Annotated in this window: 8 protein-coding genes and 1 pseudogene; all 9 read right to left on the reverse strand. The window is 72.1% G+C overall.

Features of this window, described 5'->3' with window-relative positions:
- Positions 1–3: 3 nt before the first annotated feature.
- The gene (locus tag V1227_RS09855) at positions 4–1416 is read right to left on the reverse strand and encodes a class I adenylate-forming enzyme family protein (RefSeq protein WP_329792200.1); all 1413 of its coding nucleotides are present in this window, start codon (positions 1414–1416) and stop codon (positions 4–6) included.
- 305 nt (positions 1417–1721) lie between these two features.
- Positions 1722–1988, reverse strand: coding sequence for a DUF5988 family protein (locus V1227_RS09860; protein WP_329792201.1), 267 nt, complete (start codon positions 1986–1988; stop codon positions 1722–1724).
- 176 nt (positions 1989–2164) lie between these two features.
- Complete coding sequence (locus V1227_RS09865) at positions 2165–2908, reverse strand: thioesterase II family protein (protein ID WP_329792202.1); 744 nt, start codon at positions 2906–2908, stop codon at positions 2165–2167.
- Entirely contained in the window at positions 2905–3966 is a 1062-nt protein-coding gene (locus V1227_RS09870) for an HAD-IIIC family phosphatase (protein WP_329792203.1), read from the reverse strand. The genes V1227_RS09865 and V1227_RS09870 overlap by 4 nt, the downstream gene beginning before the upstream one ends.
- Entirely contained in the window at positions 3963–4916 is a 954-nt protein-coding gene (locus tag V1227_RS09875; protein ID WP_329792204.1) for an acyl-CoA dehydrogenase family protein, read from the reverse strand. Before V1227_RS09875 ends, V1227_RS09870 begins: the two co-directional genes overlap by 4 nt.
- Positions 4917–5112: 196 nt before the next feature.
- Positions 5113–5364 (reverse strand): acyl carrier protein, encoded by a 252-nt coding sequence (locus V1227_RS09880; RefSeq protein WP_236218466.1) that lies wholly within the window; start codon positions 5362–5364, stop codon positions 5113–5115.
- A gap of 45 nt (positions 5365–5409) precedes the next feature.
- Entirely contained in the window at positions 5410–6261 is an 852-nt protein-coding gene (locus V1227_RS09885; RefSeq protein ID WP_329792205.1) for a 3-hydroxyacyl-CoA dehydrogenase family protein, read from the reverse strand.
- A gap of 107 nt (positions 6262–6368) precedes the next feature.
- Positions 6369–9179, reverse strand: a complete 2811-nt coding sequence (locus V1227_RS09890; RefSeq protein WP_329792206.1) for a type I polyketide synthase — start codon at positions 9177–9179, stop codon at positions 6369–6371.
- Between the two features lie 7 nt (positions 9180–9186).
- Positions 9187–17958: pseudogene (locus tag V1227_RS09895) on the reverse strand (type I polyketide synthase); the annotation flags it as partial.
- Between the last annotated feature and the right edge of the window lie 8 nt (positions 17959–17966).

Consider the following 17966-nt stretch of genomic DNA (forward strand, 5'->3'; position numbering starts at 1 on the left):
CGTTCACGAATCCTCCGCGAGTGCGCGCTCCTCCAGCTGCTTGCGGTCCGGCTTGCCGTTCCGGTTCAACGGGAACCGTCCGACGACGTTGACCCGGTTCGGCTGTTCGTACTTCGGCAGGATGTTGTTGATCAGCTCACGCCAGTGGGCCGGATCGCGCTTCTGCTCGTCCTCCACGTAGAACACGAGCGTCGAACCGCGTCGCTCGTCCGGCAACGCCACGATCATCGCGATGCAGCCGCGGGCGGCCAGGGTGTGTTCGATGATCTCGGGGTGCAGCGTGTAGCCGTTGCGGTGCACCGCCGTCTTGCGACCGGCCACGAACAGGTTGCCGTCGGCGTCGAGGTAGCCGAAGTCGTTGGTGGCGTACCACTCCCGTGCGACCGGCGTGACCGTGCCCTGCGGACCGAGGTACCCCTCCATGAGATCCGGGTCCAGCACTTCGATCTCACCGATCTGACCGGCCGGGAGCACTGAGCCGTCCTCCCCGCGGATGCGCACCTCCATGCCCTCGACCGGCCGGCCCGTCCCGACCGGGTTGTCCGGGGTCGCGAACGCGACGTTGCCCATCTCGGTGCTGCCGTAGGAGTCCAGCAACGGCAGGCCGTACACCTCGACCGCCCGGTGGGACAGGGCCGGGTCGAGTGGTGCGGCACCGCTGCACAGCATGCGGACCTCGCCGAAGGTGCCGAGGAACGACCGTTGCCGCTCCACGATGTTCAGGATGCTCTTGTAGGTGGCGGGCGTCGCGTCGACCACGGTCGCGCCCACCATCCCGGCGAGCCGCAGCGCGCGGTCCAGCCTGCGGTACGGGGCGATCACCAGCGAGCACCGCACGAGCCAGGCGATGAGGACCATGGAGATCCCGTACTGGTGGTTGAACGGCAGCAACGGGAGCAGGACGTCGTCGGGACGGTGGCCGACGAGGTCCGCGTTGCGCTGGAGGTTCTTCAGGAACCGGCCACCGTTCTTCACGACCCCCTTGGGCTCGCCGGTCGAGCCGGAGGACCACATGATGATGCTGTCCGGCAGCTCGCACCACGCCGAGAAGTCAAGCGCCGCGTCGACCGGTTTCCGGCCGCAGGCGCCCACGGCGAGCTCGTAGCAGTGCACGACCTCCTGGTCGTGCGAGATGGGGGCCTCGTCGTCGACGATGACCATTTTGACCAGTGAACGAGTGCAGGCTTCCGCCGTCTGGCCGGGCTTCTGCTGGTGGTCGACCAGCACCACGGACGCACCGACGTGCATCAGCGCCAAGAGCGTGCTGAGGTAGGAGACGGAGTTGTCGACCTTCACCAGGACGCGGTCGCCGAGGCCGAGACCCTTCTCGCGCAGCACGTCCGCGGTGCACAGGGCGCGCTGTTCGAGCTCGTCGAAGGTGAAAGTGACATCCGGGGCGAACAACATTGCCGGCATCGGATCAGCTCCTTCAGAACGGCTGTCACAAAACAAGGTTTTGCACGAAACTCCAACTACCGCCCACAGGGCGGCAATCGCGTGATTGGTGGTTCTTCTTCTCAACCGCGTCGCGCGGGAGACAGGAAAAAATGCGTTGAGTGCGCAAACTGCTGAACACTGAAATCACGAGCCTGCGATGGGAAAAACACCGCATCACCGGCGCAGCGAAGTCCGTTGGCCGGTCACGCGGTCACCGGTCGCGAACCGGCCGCCGACGCCGAGGGTGTTGTGGCCCGCGGCGCCGACGGCCCCCGCGGTCCGCTTCACTCGGCGAGGCGAGTGCGCCCGGTCCAGCGGAACACCACCTCAGCGCGCTCGCCGGGTGCGGCGACGTCCCGTTCGAAGTGCTCGTGCCCGCCGTAGTGCGGGATCTTCACCTTCCTCTCCTCGCGGTGGACCCGCTGCGCCCGGATCTCCTGCGGCAGGTCAGCGGGGCCGCCGTGCAGCACCGCGTCGACGAGGTAGCCGGAATTGCCGCCGGCGGCGGCGACAATGTCGTTCGCACCGTTGATCTGCACAGCCTCGGTCATGCTGGGTTCCTTTCGCCATGAGTCGTGAGCATTGCCTGCGACGTCCTCGCTGCCACGTGCCGCGGCAGGAGTTGCGATCGGTCATCTGGAAGATCTCGGCCACCACGAACAAACCCGCGCGGGGTGTGTGGTCGGAACTGCGTGCGAATCCCGGCCCGGCCGGAAAGGCAGGCGGCTCAGCCGGCCATCCTCATGCGGACGACGTCGAGCACCTCCGGCACCCGGCCCTCGAGGTAGAAGTGACCGCCGGGGTAGGTGACCACCGCGGAATCCGCGGACAGCTCCTGCCACGCGGCCAGTTCGGACTTCTCGGCGCGGGGGTCGTCGACCCCGCCGAAGGCGGTCAGGGGAATCGGCAGCGGCGGCCCGGGCACGTGCCGGTAGACCTCGTTGACGGTCAGGTCCGCGCGCAGCAGCGGCAGGAACATCTCCAGCAGGGAGCGCTCCTTCAGCAGGACGTCCGGGAAGCCCCCCAGCGCGCGCAGTTCCGCGACGAGGTCGTCGGTCGGCAGCGCGCGCAGTTCTCTGCGGGTGTTGGGCAGCTGCGGCGCCGCCCGGCCCGACACGAACAGGTGCCGCGGTGGCGGTCCTCCCCGCTCGACGATCCGCCGCGCCACCAGGTAGGCGACCAGTGCCCCGACGCTGTGCCCGAACAGGGCGTAGTCGCCGGTGAGCTCCGCGCCCAGCCCGCCGACGATGTCGTCGACCAGCGCTTCGGGATCGTGGTGCGCGGTCTCGCGCCCGCGGGCCGCGCGGCCGGGGAGCTCCACCGGGCAGATGACCAGGTCGTCGTTCCCCGCGGCGCGCCAGCCGGCGTACACCGCCGCGCTGGCACCCGCGTGCGGGAAGCAGAACAACCGGGTCCCGGTTCCCGTGCTGCCGTAGGGCAGCCAGCTCCGGGTGGTGCTCGCCGTGGTCATTCGACGACCACCTTGAGGTAGGCGGGAGGCGGCTGGATCTGCTCGAGGCCGGACTCCAGCACCAGGCGGTTGTCGTCGCGGACGATCTCGCTGAAGCCCGCGAACGCGTAGGTCACGTACATCACCCGGTTCCGCCCGGTCTCGACGAAGTCCGCCCGCAGCTTGGCACCGTCCTCCTTCGCCAGCCGCATCACGTGGTTGAGCAGCACCGTGCCGACACCGCGCGCCATCACGCGGCACGACATCAGCATCATCCGGAGGTGCCACGCGGGCTGTCCGCGCTCGACGAGCGCGAGACCGATCTTGCCGTAGCCGCCGTACTTGTCGGTCAGCGACGCGACGAGCAGCAGGTGGTCGGGCGAGGTGCGCAGCGCGTCGAGCTCGTCGTAGGAGTACGTGCGGCCGGTCGAGTTCAGCTGGTTGGTGCGCACGGTCAGCTCCTCCGCGCGCTGCAGGTCCTCCCGCTTGGCCCGGCTGATCGTGAACACCATGTCCAACGTGGACAGGAAGGCCTCGTTGGTGCCCGTGTAGTCGAGCTCCGCCTGGTCACGCACCACAGCCGCGCGGTAGAGCTCGCGGCGCACCCGCGACTCGTCGGTGACGAACCTCGGCCGGAACTCCTCCGAGGCGAGCTCCACGGCGATCCGCGCGCTGTCGACCGTCTTCACGGCGGGCAGCGCGTGCGCGACCTCTTCCAGCTCGAACGGCTGGTCGTCGACGAACGCGACGGCGTCCAGCCCGATGTTGAGCTCCTTCGCGATCCGCTCGACCGACTGGGACTTGGGGTTCCAGTTGATCTGCGGGTACAGGAAGTACTCGTCGAGGCCTTCCGCCTTCAGCCGCGCCATGGCGGCCTCGTGGTCGTTGCGGCTGGCCACGGAGTGCAGCACCCCCAGCTCGTCGAGGCGTTTGATCTCCGCCACGACCTCGGGACGCACGCGCACCTCGCCGTCCTCGAGGAGGGTGCCGTCCCACAGGGTGTTGTCCAGGTCCCACACCACACATTTGATGCGGCCGCGCTTCGGCTTGGCCGGAGCGGCGATGTCCGTCTGCGTCACTGCGCCACCTCTCGATATGCCTCGGCCGCGATCGTCAGCTCCTGCACCTGGGTGCTGCCTTCGATGACCTCGGTGACCTTGCTGTCGCGGTACAGCCGCGCGACGGGGTAGTCGGGGCTGAACCCGTTGGCGCCGTGGATCTGGACGGCGTCGCCCGCGATCCGCACGGCCGAAGTCGACGCGTGGTACTTCGCCACCCACGTCGCCATGATCGTCGCCGGGTCACCCGCGTCCTTGAGAGCGCCCGCCTTCTCGCACAACAGCCTCGCCGCGTCGCGGGCCGTCACCATTCCGCTCATCATCTGCCGCACGTGCGGCAGGTCCCGCAGCAGGACCCCGCCGGCCGACCGGACCGACGTGTAGGCGGCGCACGCCTCGATCGCGGCCCGGATGATGCCGACCGAACCGCACGCCACGCTGTAGCGGCCGAGGTCCAGCGCGTTGGTCATGACCGTCCCCGCCGCCCAGCCCTGCGGTCCGAGCAGCGCCGACGGCTCCAGGCGCACGTCGGTGAACTCGATCTCGGCGAGCATGCTCGCCGTCGTGCCCATCACGTGCGGCAGCGGGGTGACCCGGACGCCCGGCCGGTCCGACTCCACCAGGAAGGTGCTGGTGCCGGCGCCGGTCGTCGCGAACACCATGAACACGTCGGCGACCTGACCGCCGGTGATCCACTTCTTCCTGCCGTTGAGGATCCAGCCGTCCTGGTCCCGCACCGCCGTGGTGCCCTCCGCGGTGGAGTCGCTGCCGCTGTGGTCCGGTTCGGTCAGGCAGAACGCACCGAGCTTCTCACCGCGGGCGAGGGCCCGCAGCCACTGCTCCTGCTGTGCCGGTTCGCCCCACCGGTGCACCGACGCGCTGACCATCGAGTGCACGGTCAGGAGGCTGCGCAGGCCCGAGCACCCCCGGCCGACCTCCTCGTGCACGCGCCCGACCGAGACCATGTCCATGGCCTCACCGCCGAACTCCGGGGGAGGAACGGCGCCCACAGGCCCAGGTCGGCCACGCGCGACAGGACCTCGCGCGGGATCCACTCCTCCCTCTCGAAGGTGTTGGCGCGGGGCGCGATCTCCAGATCGACGAACCGCCCGACCTCCGCGAGGTCAGCCGGTCCACGCCGCGTTTCCGCTTTCATCACCGCTCCGCTCAGCCCACGGCGGCGGACGTCTGCCGCGCCACCAGGTCGGCCATCAACGACACGGACCGGAAGTTGCCCAGGTGCAGCTCCTCGTTCGGGATGCGGGTCCCGAACGCCTTCTCGATGAACATGACCAGCTCCATCGCGAAGAGGGAGTTCACGAAGCCGAGCGCGAAGATGTCCTCCTCGTCGGAGAACGTCACGTCCGGGAACTTGGTCGTGATGAAGGTGCGGATCTGGGTGCGGGCGTCGTTCGACATTGCTGGACCTTTCTCGAGTGGAACGCGGGAACCGAGGGGGCGAGATCAGCCCATGCTCTGGTAGGAGTAGAAACCCTGGCCGCTCTTGCGCCCGTGCAGACCGGCGTCGGTCATCTTCTTGAGCAGCGGGCAGGGGCGGTACTTGCTGTCGTTGAACTGCTCGTAGAGCACCTCGACGCTGTACAGGATCGTGTCGACGCCGATGAGGTCGGCCGTCTCCAGCGGTCCCATGGGGTGGCCGAAGCAGCTGCGGAACACCTCGTCGACGGTCTTCGCGTCGGCGACGCCCTCGTGGACGAGGAAGGCCGCCTCGTTGACGGTCAGCATGAGCACGCGGTTGGACACGAACCCGGAGGCGTCGTTGACCGGGATCGGCTTCTTGCCCATCGACTCCAGCAGCGCGCGCACCGTCTCCTTGGTCTGCTCACTCGTGTGGTAGCCGGGGATGAACTCGCACGCGGGCTTCATCGGCACCGGGTTCATGAAGTGCACGCCCATCACCTTGTCCGGGCGCGAGGTCAGCGAGGCGATCTTGGTGATCGGGATCGCCGACGTGTTCGCCACGAACACGGTGTCCGCCTTGCAGACGAGGTCGAGCTGGGCGTACAGCGCGCTCTTGAGGTCCCAGTTCTCGGTGATGTTCTCGATCACCACCTCGGTCTCGGCGAGCAGTTCGAGCGAGGTGCCGACCGTGATCGACGCCAGCACCTCCGCGGCGTCGACCTGCGGGCCGCCGAGCATCCGGCTCATCCGGCACTCCAGCTCGATCCGGGCGAGCGCCGCGTCCAGCGCGTCCGGGTTGTTGTCCACCAGGACCACGGTGTGCCCCTTCTGGGCCAGGTCCTGTGCGACACCGGTGCCCATCACACCGGCTCCGACAACTCCGACGTTCGTCATCGCTACTCCTCGACTGCATTGCTCGTGGGGGAAGAAATCGTTCGGGCACACCGGCTTCGTCGCGTGCGCGGACGCGACGAAGCCGGGCTCGGCGATGTGGCGTGCGGTCAGCCCGTCGGGCCGTCGCCGGCCGCTCGGGCGCCCCTGGGAACCGTGGTTGCGGACCCCGGGGCGGTGGGCTCGAGCCAGTAGCGCTCACGCTGGAAGGCGTATCCGGGCACAGTGGTCTTCCTGGCCCCGCGGCCGGACTGGTAGGCGTGCCAGTCGACGTCCACACCGGACAGCCAGAGCCTGCCGAGCGCTTCGGCCGCCGACTCGGTGTCCTGCTTCGGGTCCGCTTCACCGGGAAGGGTCGGCACGAGGTGCGCCCAGGACTTCTGGGGGAAGTCCGGATGTCCTCGGAACATCGACCCCAGCGACTGCCCCGCACCGAGCTCGACGAACGCGGTGTCCGGCCAGTGCGCGGCCAGGTGGCCGATCATGGTGGCGAACTGGACCGGACGGCACATGTGCTCGGCCCAGTAGCCGGGGTCCCCCAGCTGCCTCTCGGTGATCGGCAGCCCGGTGACGTTGGACAGGTACGGCGTCTCGGGCGCACGGGGACTGAGGTTCTGCCTGGCCCAGGCGGTGAGCTGGGCCGCAGCCGGCCGCAGGGAACGCGAGTGGAACGCGTGGGTGGTCCGCAGCGGCCTCGCGGGCACCCCCGCCGTGGCGAGCTTCTCGGTGAGCTGGCCGACGCCCTCGGCGGGGCCGGACACGACGATCATGCGGGGACCGTTGACCGCGGCGACGTCGAGGGAGAAACCCGCGAGATCGCCCACCAACCCGGTCAGCTCGGTCTCCGACAGCGGAACGGCGGCCATCGCTCCGGCGGGCAGCTCCGAGATCAGCTCGGCCCTCCTCGCCACCAGGGCGGTGGCCTCCCGCAGGGTCAGGCTGCCCGCGAGCGCCGCCGTGGCGAACTCGCCGACGCTGTAGCCCGCCATGACCGAGGGCTCGACGCCCCAGGCCGTCAGCAGCCTGCCGAGCGCGTAGTCGATCGCGAAGACGCCGGGCTGGACGACGACCGTGTCCGCGGACCCGCCGGTTCCGGCCTCCGGAGCGCGGCCGAGCAGGGCGGCCAGACCGCCGCCGCCCGCCTTCCGCGCACCGACGAGACCGGCGACGGGGTCGAAGCCGAGGTGCCCGCGGAACAGCTCGGCGCACTCGTCGACCGCCGCGCGGAACACCGGTTCGGTGGCGTACAGGCCACCGGCCATGCCGTCGTACTGCTCCCCGACCCCGGCGAGCAGGAAGCCCGCTCGTCGCGTGCTCACGCCGGTTTCGGCGAGCACGCGCGTCGACGAGCTCAGCGCCTGCACCGCGTCGGCGCTCGACGAGACCACGGCCATCCGCCGGTGCTCGAACGCCTTGCGGCCGACCTGCAGCGTGTACGCGGCGTCCACCGGGTCCGCCCAGTGCGCGGCGTCCGCGGCGAGGTTCGCGGTCGCGGCGTCGGCCGCCTCGGCCGTGCGGGCCGACCAGACCAGCAGCTGGTGCGGACGCGCCGCCGGTCGCACGTCGTCGTCGACAGGGCCTTCCTCGATGACGACGTGGACGTCCGCGCCGCCGTATCCGTGCGCGTTGACGCCGGCCAGCCGTGGGCGTTCGCCGCGCGGCCAGTCGGTCAGCTCCGTCACCACCGCGAGCCGGTCGCCGGACGCGGCCAGGCGCGGGTTCGGTGCGGAGAAGTTCACGGCGGGCGGCAGCTTCTCGTGGTGCAGTGCGAGAGCCGCCTTGATCAGGCGGGCGATTCCGCCCGCCTGGTTGATGTGACCGAGGTTGCCGTCGGTCGAGCCGAGCGTGACCCGCTCGACGCCGTCCACGCCGAAGACCTCCTGCAGCGCCATGACCTCCACGGCGTCACCGAAGGGGGTGCCCATCGCGGTCACCTCGACGTGGTCGATCTCGGCGGGGTCGACGCCCGCGACGGCCAGCGCCTCGGCCATCACGGCGGTCTGGCCCGGCACCCCGGGCACGCCGAACCCCTGGCGGCCGTTCCTGCCCTCGTGCAGCGCGGCCCAGCCGCGGATGACCGCGTAGATCCGGTCGCCGTCGGCCTGAGCGTCCTCGAGCCTGCGCAGCACGACCACTCCGACGCCGTCACCGGGGATCTTGCCGTTGGCGCCGGCGTCGAGGACGCGGCTGACGCCGTCCGGGGAGAACTCGCTGCCCTCGTGGTGCAGGTAGCCGGGGTACTGCGGGACGATCACCGAGACCGCGCCCGCGACGACCAGGTCCGACTCGCCGGCGAGCAGGCTTCCGCAGCCGGCGGCGACCGCGGCGAGCGCGGTCGAGCTGCAGCTCTGGACGCTCACCGACGGTCCGGTGAGGTCGAGCGCGTAGGACACCCGCGACGGGAGCAGGTCCTTCTCGTTCTGCAGCACGAGGTGGTCGGGCCCGTAGGTGAGCACGGCCTGGTCGTTCTGCAGCAGGTTGGACAGCAGGTAGGTGCTCGGCGCACCACCGGCGAACACCCCGACCAGGCCGTCGAAGCGGCTCGGGTCGATGCCCGCGTCCTCCAGCGCGTGCCACGAGCACTCGAGGAACAGGCGGTGCTGCGGGTCGGCCACCTCGGCGTCGGGCCTGCTGAAGCCGAAGAAGCCGGCGTCGAAACGGTCCACATCGGACAGCAGGCCCGACGCGGCGACGAAGGCGGGGTCGTCCACCAGCTCCTGCGGCACGCCGGCCGCCAGCAGCTCGGCCGGGCTCATCCTCGTGATCCCGTCCCGCCCCGCGCACAGGTCGGCCCAGAACCGGCCGATGTCCGGAGCGCCGGGGAAGTTCCCGGCCATGCCCACGATCGCGATGTCGTTGGCGGTGTCGCGTTCTGGACCGGTCTCGAGCTCGGGACTGGTCTCGCGTTCTCGTGTGGTCACCTGTTCCTCACCTTCGGGTCCCGGTCTGGCGCCTGCGCAGGGCTCCGGCGCGCGCACGGCGCCGTTCACCGCGGGCGGACGCGTCCCCGGCCACGTCCGCGAGGTCCGGCCCCGCCGCCGCCTCCGGTGCGGCGAGCAGGGTCGCGAACTCGGCGATGGTCGGCTTCTCGAACAACGTCGCCGGCGCCAGCTCGACGCCGAGCTCCTTGCCGATGCGGCCGATCACCACCAGACCGATCAGCGAGGTGCCGCCGAGGTCGAAGAACCGGTCGTCGACGCCGACCTCCTCGAGCCCCAGGCAGGCCTGCCAGATCTCGGCCACCTGCCGCTCGGCGGGCGTCCTCGGAGCCACGTACGGGGTGCGCAGCTCCGGACGGGGGTAGCGCTTGTCGTCGGTCAGGTCGACCGCCGCGCCGCCCACCAGGGCGTCGAGGGAGTCGAGCTGGGCCAGTGCGGCCAGTGCGTCGGAGAGCTCCAGCGACAGCACGGCCACCTGCGTCTCACCGGAGGCCACGATGCGGGACAGCAGTTCGGTCCCCTCCTCGGTCGGGATGCCGAACTCCTCGCGGAACCGCTTCGAGCTCTCCTGCATCTCGGCCGAGCCGGCGAGGCCCGCGGACGTCCACGGGTCGAGCTGCCACGGTCCCCACGCCACGGACACGACGCGCTTGGCGACCCCGCCCGTGTTGGCCTCCACGAGCGCGAAGGAGTCGAGGAACGCGTTCGCCGCCGAGTAGTCGGTCGCGCCGACGCCGACGGTCAGGCTCGCCACCGACGAGTAGAGCACCAGCAGTTCCACCGGGTCGTCGCGCAGCGCGTCGGCCAGGGCCAGCGTGCCCGCCACCTTCGGCGCGAGCACCGCGGCCGCCTGCTCCTCGGTCTTGCTCTGCAGCAGGCCGCCACCGGCGACGCCCGCCGCGTGCACGACGCCGTGCAGCTCACCGAAGTGCGACCGCACGTCCCGCACCAGCGAGGCGACCTGGGCGGGATCGCTGACGTCGGCCTGGGCGACGAACACCTCGGCGCCCAGCGCGCGCAGCTCCGCCACGGCCATGAGCACGCCGCTGGTCTTGTCGTTGACGCCCTTCTCCGCGATCCAGGCGTCCCAGGTCTCCTCCGGCGGCAACCCCTTGCGGCCGGCCAGCGCGAGCCTGGTGCCGAGCGGGGCCAGTCGCCGCGCCAGTGCCAGGCCGAGCTCGCCCAGGCCGCCGGTGATGAGGTAGACCCCACCGGGACGCCAGGCGTCGGAGTCGGCGACCTCCGGCAGCTCGACCACCTCGAAGTCGCGCACCCAGCGGCGGCCGTGCCGCCACGCGACCACACCGACACCGTCCACGGTGTCCGAGGTGGACGCGGCCAGGGCGTCGACCTCCCGCAGCGCCTGGAGGGCGTGGTCGCCGTCCGTTCCGAGGTCGGCGTACTGCGACCGGACCAGGGGGTACTCCGCCGCGATGGCACTCGTGATGCCCGCGATGGTCGCGGCGTGCGGGTCCTTCGCGTCGCCGGCGAGGACCTCGAACCCGTTCGCGGCGAGGCTGACCAGCTCGACCCGCCTGCCGGCGCACTCCGTGCCGATGGCCTTGCCGAGCCGCATCAGGCTGTAGAAGCCGCTTTCCTGACCGGTGTCGGTGAGACCGTAGGCGTGCACGATCCGGACAGGCTCGCCGGTGGTGCCCGCGAGCAGGGCGCGGTAGTCCTCCAGGTCCTGCGGCCGGGTGTGCGCGTGGACGACCTCGTGCCCGGCTTCCCGTGCCAGCGCGGCGAACCTGTCGGCGAACCCGCCCGGTTCGGCGAGCAGCACCAGCGGTCCGGCCGGGGCGGGCAGCGGCCGGCTGTTGTCGCGCCGCCAGGTGGGGACGTGGGCTTTGAGGCCGTCGTAGGTCGGCATCCCGGCGTTCGCCGCGGTGGCGGGTGCCGCCGGACCGGTGGTGCCGGTCGCCGCGACCTCCGGCCAGTAGCGGGTGCGCTGGAAGCGGTACGCGGGCAGGGGGACGAACACGCGTTCCGCGTCCGCACCGCTCGCCCAGTTCACCGGCACGCCGTGCTCCCACAGCGCGCCGAGCGCGGCGAGCCACGACCGGCGGCCCTGTTCCAGCGGCAGGCTGACCACCGGGGTCGCGGTGTCAGCGCCCGAACCGGCCTCGACGAGGACCTCGGCGTGGCGGCTCAGCAGCGGCAGGCCGTCGGCGATCCGACCGGGCTCTCCCGCCCAGTGGGCGGCGTCACGCGCCTCGGCCGCGGTCAGCGCGGCACCGGTGCGCGGGGACACCACGGTGATCGTGGGCTCCGCGACCTCGGTGGGCACCGTGCCGTCCAGGGCCAGCGCCAGACCGTCGGCCGGGGACAGCATCCCGCCGACGACCGCGGCGACGCACTCCCCCACCCCGGCGCCGAGCACGACGGCCGGAACCAGGTCGCGGGAAGCGAGCAACCGGGCGAGGGCGTACTCGACCGCGAACACGGCGGCCCGCTCGTCGGCCTCCGCCTCGCCGTGCAGCGCGCCCAGCAGGTCCACCCGCCCGTGGAGCAGGCCGGCGCACTCGTCGATCGCGGCGCTGAACGCCGGTTCGGTGCGGTACAGCTCCTCGGTGGTGCCGCGCCAGGCGCCGGGGTCCGCGGGCAGGAGGAGACCGAAGCGGCGCTTCTCCCCGACGACCGAACCGGTGACGCCCGCCCTCAGGGACGCGATGGCGTCCGCGGTGTCGCGCACGGCGAGTGCGGACCGCACCGCCAGGGCGCTGCGCCCGGACTGCGTGGTGTGCGCGACGTCGGCCAGTTCCAGCTCCGGGTGCGCCTCCAGGTGGTCGGCCAGCGCCGCGGCGTTCGCGCGCAGGCTGGACTCGCTGTGCCCGGACACCGTGAGCAGCTGCCACGGCGGTCCCGGTCGCGGCACCGGTCCCCGCGGTGCCTGCTCCAGTACGAAGTGGACGTTCGACCCCGACCAGCCGAACGAGCTGACGCCCGCTCGCAGCACGCCGCCGGCGTCCGCGGGGAAGGGCCTCGCGGTCTGCACGGGCCGGACGGGACCGTCCAGCGTGACGACCGAGTTGGGGGTGGTCATGTTCAGGTTGGCCGGGATCTCGCCGTGCTCCAGGGCGAGCACGGTCTTGACCAGACCGGCCATCCCGGCCGCGGCCAGGGTGTGGCCGACGTTGGACTTGACCGCGCCGACGTACAGCGGCTCCGGCGCGGAGCGCTCGCCGAAGACCTCCTGCAGGGCGGTGAACTCGATGGCGTCGCCCAACTGCGTGCCGGAGCCGTGCGCCTCGACGTAGCCGATGTCGTCGGTCCGCACGCCCGCGTCGGCGTGGGCGGCGCGGATGACCGCGATCTGCGCGGCCCGGTTGGGCGCGGTGAGACCGTTGCTGCGGCCGTCCTGGTTGGTCGCCGTGCCGCGGATCACCGCACGGATGCGTTGTCCCGCCGGGACGTCCTGGGTGCGGCGCAGGACGACCACGCCGCCGCCCTCACCGATCACGTACCCGTCGGCGGACTCGTCGAAGGTCTTGGTGCGGCCGTCGGCGGCGAGCATGCTCATCTTGCAGGACTGGACGAACACCTCCGGGTTGATCATCGTGGAGGAGGCGCCGACGATCGCGATGTCGCACTCGCCGCGGCGCAGGCTCTGCACGGCCAGGTGCATGGCGCTGAGCGCGGAGGAGCACGCGGTGTCCACGGTCAGGCAGGGGCCGCGCAGGTCGAGCTGGTGCGCGATCCGGCCTGCGGCCGCGGACAGCGAGCTGCCCAGGCCGAAGTACGGGTCGTCCCCTGCCTCGGCACCGTCGGCCTCCAGCTGGCGCATGCTGTACTGGATGGTGTCGATCAGCCCGGCGAACACGCCGGTGCGGCTGCCGCGCAGCTCCTCCGCGGTGAGCGAGGAGTCCTCCAGCGCCTCCCAGACGAGCTCCATGAGCAGTCGGAAGCTCGGGTCGGTGCGGCGCGCCTCCTGCGGCGAGAGCCCGAAGAACGCGGCGTCCCAGCCCGCGATGTCGGTGACGAACGCGCCGTGCTGCGTGTAGGCCTTGCCCGGCGCGGTGCGGTCGAGGTCCAGGTAGTCGGCGGCGTTCCACCGGTCCGCCGGGGCGAGGCTGACGAGGTCCTTGCCCTGCATGAGGTTCTGCCAGTAGTCCTCGACCGTGTCGCTGCCGCCCGCGAAGCGGCAGGACATGCCGACGACGGCGATCTCCTGGCCCTGCGCGGTGTTCGCGCGCAGGGTGGTCTTCGTCGCCGAGGACTGCTCCTGCGGGCCGAGCTCGGCGAGCAGGTGTGCGGCGAGCGCGGCGGGGCTCGGGTGGTCGAAGACGATGGTGGGTGGCAGCGCCAGCCCGGTCTCGGCGTTGAGGCGGCCGCGCAGCTCGACCGCGGTGAGCGAGTCGACGCCCAGCTTGGTGAACAGCTGCTGGGCGCTGACCTCGTCCTCGTGGCCGAGCACGGCGGAGGTGTGGGTGAGCACGAGCTGGTGCAGCACGCGTTCACGTTCGGCCGGGGGCATGCCGGCGAGCCGCGTCCGCCACGCCGTGGTGACCTCGGCGCCCTCCTCGGCACGCCGCGCGTCGGCCTCGGCGATCGCCACGACCTCGGGCAGGTCGGCGAGCAGCGGGCTCGGCCGCAGCGCGGCGAACGGTGGTGCGAACTTCGGCCACTCGAACGCGGCCACGGTCAGCGCGGTCTCGTCCCTGCCGAGCGCGCGCCGCAGCGCGAGCACGCCCAGTTCCGGTGCCATGGCCGGCACACCGAGGTCGCTGAGCAGCTGGTCCGCCTGGCCGCTCACACCCATGCCGACCTCGCCCCAGCGACCCCAGGCGACGGAGGTGGCGGGAAGACCGCGGAACCGGCGCTGCTGGGCGACGGCCTCCAGGTAGGCGTTCGCCGCTCCGTAGACGCTCTGCGCGGGGTTGCCGACGGACGCCGCGATCGAGGAGAACAGCACGAAGGCGTCCAGGTCGAGCCCGTCGGTGAGCTCTTCGAGGTTCCGCGTTCCGGAGACCTTGGCGCGCAACGCGTCCACGTAGGACTCGCGGCCGACCGTCTCGATCTGCCCGACCTCGAGGACTCCCGCGAGGTGGAACACGGCGCGCAGGTCGTCGCGGACGTCGTCGACGACGGCTCCGAGCGCGTCGCGGTCGGCGACGTCGCAGGCGACGATGGAGACCCTGCTGCCCAGGTCCTCCCGCAGGGACTCCGCGCCCGGCGCGTCCCCGCCGGTCCGGGAGACCAGCACCACGCGGTCCGCGCCCGCCTCGGCCAGCCAGCGGGCGACCACACCGCCGAGACCGCCGGTGCCACCGGTCACCAGAACGGTGCCCCGCGGCTTCCAGGAGCGCGGCGCCTCGGCGTTCTCGGCGTGCGCCAGGCGACGACCGAACACGCCGGCCGCGCGGATCGCGACCTGGTCCTCGCCGCGGGGGCCGGTGACCACGGCGCCGAGGAGCGCGCTGACGCGATCGGACGGCTCGGCCGGAACGTCGACCAACCCGCCCCACAACCGCGGGTGCTCCAGCGCGGCGGCACGGCCGAAGCCCCAGAGCTGGGCCTGCACCGCGGAGGCGGGCGCCTCGTGCGGGCCGGTGGCGACGGCCTGGCCGGTGACCGTCCACAGTGGAGCGGTGATCTCGCGGGCCGCCAGTTCCTGCACCAGCGACAGCGTCGCCTCGGCGCCGAACGACAGGCCGCCGGTCTCGTGCTCGTCGAGCCCGACCAGGGAGAGCACACCGTCGAACGCCGGGACACCGTCCACCGCGGCGGCCACCGAGGCCCGGTCCGGCCCGGCGAGCACCACGTGGTCGACCTCGGCTCCCCGCAGAGCCGCCGCAGCGGCTTCGGTCCAGTCGCCGGAGCGCGGCGAGGACACCAGCAGCCAGCGCCCGGACGCCTCGGCCGGCTTCGGCGTGAACTGCTTCCAGTGCACGCGATAGCCCAAGGCGTCCACTTCGGACTCGTTCGCACGGGAGCTGCGCCAGCGCGCGAGCGCCGGGAGGACGTCGCCGAGAGGGGCCTGCGCGTTCGGCAGCTCCAGCTCGGCGGCCAGCTCCTCGGCGTCGCCGTTCGCCACGACGGACCAGAACCGGGCGTCCTCACCTCCGGTGCCGCCCGTGACGTCTCCGGCGTCCTCGAGCCAGTAGCGCCGGCGCTGGAACGGGTAGGTCGGCAGGGGGACGGCACGGGCGCCGGTGCCGTCGAGGTAGGCGGCCCAGTCGACGTCGATGCCGGTGACGTGCAGGGCGGCGAGCGCGGACACCAGGGTGCGGACCGGTTCGCGGTCCTTGCGCTGGGCGGCGGCGAACACCACGCCGTCCGGCAGTGCGGAGCGGCCCATCGCGGTGAGCGGGGCGTCCGGCCCCAGCTCGAGGAACGCGGTCACGCCGCGCCGGCGCAGGGTCTCGACGGCGTCCGCGAAGCGCACCGCCTCGCGGGCGTGCTCGACCCAGTACCGCGGGTCGGTCAGCCGCTCGGCGAGCTCACCGGTCAGCGTGGAGACGACCGGGATGGCGGGCTCGCTGTAGGTGAGGTCACGGGCGATCTCCGCGAACTCGGCCAGCATCGGGTCCATGAGGCTCGAGTGGAAGGCGTGCGACACCTTCAGCCGCGTGGTGCGGCGGTCGGGGAACCGCCCGGCCACCGCGAGGACGGCCTCCTCGGTACCGGACAGCACCACCGCGCGGGGGCCGTTGACCGCGGCCAGGCACACGTCGTCGTTCAGGTGGGGGCGGACCTCGTCCTCGGTCGCCTCGACCGCCACCATCGCCCCACCGGCGGGCAGCGCCTGCATCAGGCGGCCACGGGCAAGCACCAGCCGCGCCGCGTCGGCGAGGGACAGCACCCCCGCGACGTGGGCGGCGGCCAGCTCACCGATCGAGTGCCCCGCCAGGAGGTCGGGAACCACGCCCCACGAGCTGACCAGGCGGAACAGCGCCACCTCGAAGGCGAACAGCGCGGGCTGCGCGAACTCGGTGCGGTTCAGCCGCTCGGCGTCGTCGCCGAACACGACCTCGCGCACACCCGGCAGGTACTCGCACACCTCGTCGAACGCGGTCGCGAAGGCCGGGAAGGCGTCGTGCAGCTCGCGGCCCATGCCGAGCTGCTGCGAGCCCTGGCCGCTGAACAGCACGGCCAGCTTCCCGGTGGTGGCGAACCCGGTGACGGTCCCGGCGTCGCCGTCGGCCACCGCGCGCAGACCGGCGGTCAGCTCGTCGGGGCCGGCCCCGACGACGACCGCGCGGTGGTCCATCGCCGCGCGGGCGGTGGCCAGCGACAGCGCGACGTCCACCGGTTCGTGCCGGGTGGCGTCCACGCTCGGCAGCAGTGCCGCGGCCTGTGCCCGCACCGCGGCGGGAGACGCCCCCGACAGGACGTAGGGCACCACAGCCGGCGGCCGGACCTCCCGTGGCGGCAGCGGCTCCTCCGGCACCTGCTCCAGGATGACGTGCGCGTTGGTTCCGCTGATGCCGAACGAGGACACCCCCGCCCGGCGCGGCCTGTCCGCCTCCGGCCACGGCCGCTGCCGCGAGAGCAGCGAGATCGACCCGGCCGACCAGTCGACGTGCTCGGACGGCCGGTCGACGTGCAGGCTCGCCGGGAGGACCCCGTGCCGCATCGCCTCGACCATCTTGATGACGCCGGCGACGCCCGCGGCGCACTGCGTGTGCCCGATGTTCGACTTGACCGAGCCGATCCACAGCGGCTCGGCGCGGTCCCGGCCGTAGGTGGCGATCAGGGCCTGCGCCTCGATGGGGTCGCCGAGCTTCGTGCCGGTGCCGTGCGCCTCGACCGCGTCCACGTCCGACGGGGACAGCTTCGCGTTGGCCAGCGCCTGGCGGATCACGGCTTGCTGGGACGGGCCGTTCGGGGCGGTCAGGCCGTTGGACGTGCCGTCGGAGTTGACCGCGCTGCCCCGCACCACCGCCAGCACCGGGTGGCCGTTGCGCCGTGCGTCGGACAACCGCTCCAGCACCAGCACGCCGGCGCCTTCCGCCCAGTTCGTGCCGTCGGCGCCGGCGGCGAACGGCTTGCACCGGCCGTTCGCGGCCAGTCCGCGCTGGCGGGAGAAGTCGACGAACGGGCCTAGGCTCGACATGACCGTCACACCGCCCGCCAGGGCGAGGGTGGACTCCCCCGTCCGCAGCGAACGGGCGGCCAGGTGCAGCGCCACCAGCGAGGAGGAGCAGGCGGTGTCGACGGACACGGACGGCCCCTGCAGCCCCAGCACGTAGGAGATCCGGCCGGACACGACACTGCCCAGGGTGCCGGTGGCGAGGTAGCCCTCGTACTCCTCCGGCACCGCGGTGAGCCGGGTGGCGTACTCGGTGTTCGTGACACCGGCGAAGACGCCGGTCGCGCTGCCCTTGAGGGAGGTCGGGTCGATGCCCGCGCTCTCGATGGCCTCCCACGCGGTCTCCAGCAGCAGCCGCTGCTGCGGGTCGGTCGCCTCGGCCTCGCGCGGCGAGATGCCGAACAGCTCGGCGTCGAACTCGTCGGCGTCGTGCAGGAACCCGCTCTCGCGGACGTAGGTGGTGCCCGGCCGCTCCGGGTCCGGGTGGTAGAGCCCCTCGAGGTCCCAGCCGCGGTTGGTGGGGAACGGCGAGATGGCGTCACCGCCGGTGCTGACGAGGTCCCACAGCTGCTGGGGCGAACGGATCTCGCCGGGGAAGCGGCAGCTCATCGCGATGATCGCGATCGGCTCGGTGTCGCGTTCCTCGGACTCCCGCAGCTGCCGACGGCTCTCCCGCAGGTCCGCCGCCATTCGCTTGAGGTAGTCGACGTACTGCTCTTCGGTGGGCATCGGTCATG

Origin of the sequence: Lentzea sp. DG1S-22, assembly GCF_036321065.1 — a bacterium.
In the GTDB taxonomy this organism is placed as follows: Bacteria; Actinomycetota; Actinomycetes; order Mycobacteriales; family Pseudonocardiaceae; genus Lentzea; species Lentzea jiangxiensis.

Coding starts and splice junctions, on each gene's coding strand:
- V1227_RS09855 (WP_329792200.1), bottom strand. CDS start 1,416: ATGCCGGCAATGTTGTTCGCCCCGGATGTCACTTTCACCTTCGACGAG.
- V1227_RS09860 (WP_329792201.1), bottom strand. CDS start 1,988: ATGACCGAGGCTGTGCAGATCAACGGTGCGAACGACATTGTCGCCGCC.
- V1227_RS09865 (WP_329792202.1), bottom strand. CDS start 2,908: ATGACCACGGCGAGCACCACCCGGAGCTGGCTGCCCTACGGCAGCACG.
- V1227_RS09875 (WP_329792204.1), bottom strand. CDS start 4,916: ATGGACATGGTCTCGGTCGGGCGCGTGCACGAGGAGGTCGGCCGGGGG.
- V1227_RS09880 (WP_236218466.1), bottom strand. CDS start 5,364: ATGTCGAACGACGCCCGCACCCAGATCCGCACCTTCATCACGACCAAG.
- V1227_RS09885 (WP_329792205.1), bottom strand. CDS start 6,261: ATGACGAACGTCGGAGTTGTCGGAGCCGGTGTGATGGGCACCGGTGTC.